Source organism: Gilvimarinus sp. 1_MG-2023, from assembly GCF_030548285.1.
Window position 1 is genome coordinate 1 of sequence record NZ_JAUOSC010000317.1, and the last position, 376, is coordinate 376.

The window sequence follows — 376 nt, forward strand, 5'->3', positions numbered from 1 at the left end:
GTGATATCCATTTCTCCGGTGGTTTGCATGTGGATGGTGTTATCAAAGGTAATCTGATTGCAGAAGCCGGTAGCAGTGCGGTGGTCCGGGTCAGTAACAAGGGCCGGGTAGAAGGGCAGATACATGCACCGAATATCATTATCAATGGCCCTGTTGTTGGCGATATACACGCTGGGGAATACATCGAGCTGGCGAAAGACGCGCAAGTCACTGGGGATGTGTACTACCAGATGATGGAAATGGTGTTGGGGGCATCGGTCAATGGCCAGCTGAAGCACCAGACTGCCGATGCGCCGGCCAAAAAAGGCAAAGCCACCGCGGCGACAGCGGTTAAAGTTGACTAAAATAGTCAGGTAATCGCATAATGATGTTATTT

General features: G+C 50.8%; 1 protein-coding gene. It reads left to right on the forward strand.

From position 1 onward, the window contains the following. Nucleotides 1–344: bactofilin family protein (locus tag Q4563_RS16965; RefSeq protein ID WP_303605324.1), on the forward strand; the 344-nt coding region annotated here is incomplete at its 5' end. Between the last annotated feature and the right edge of the window lie 32 nt (nucleotides 345–376).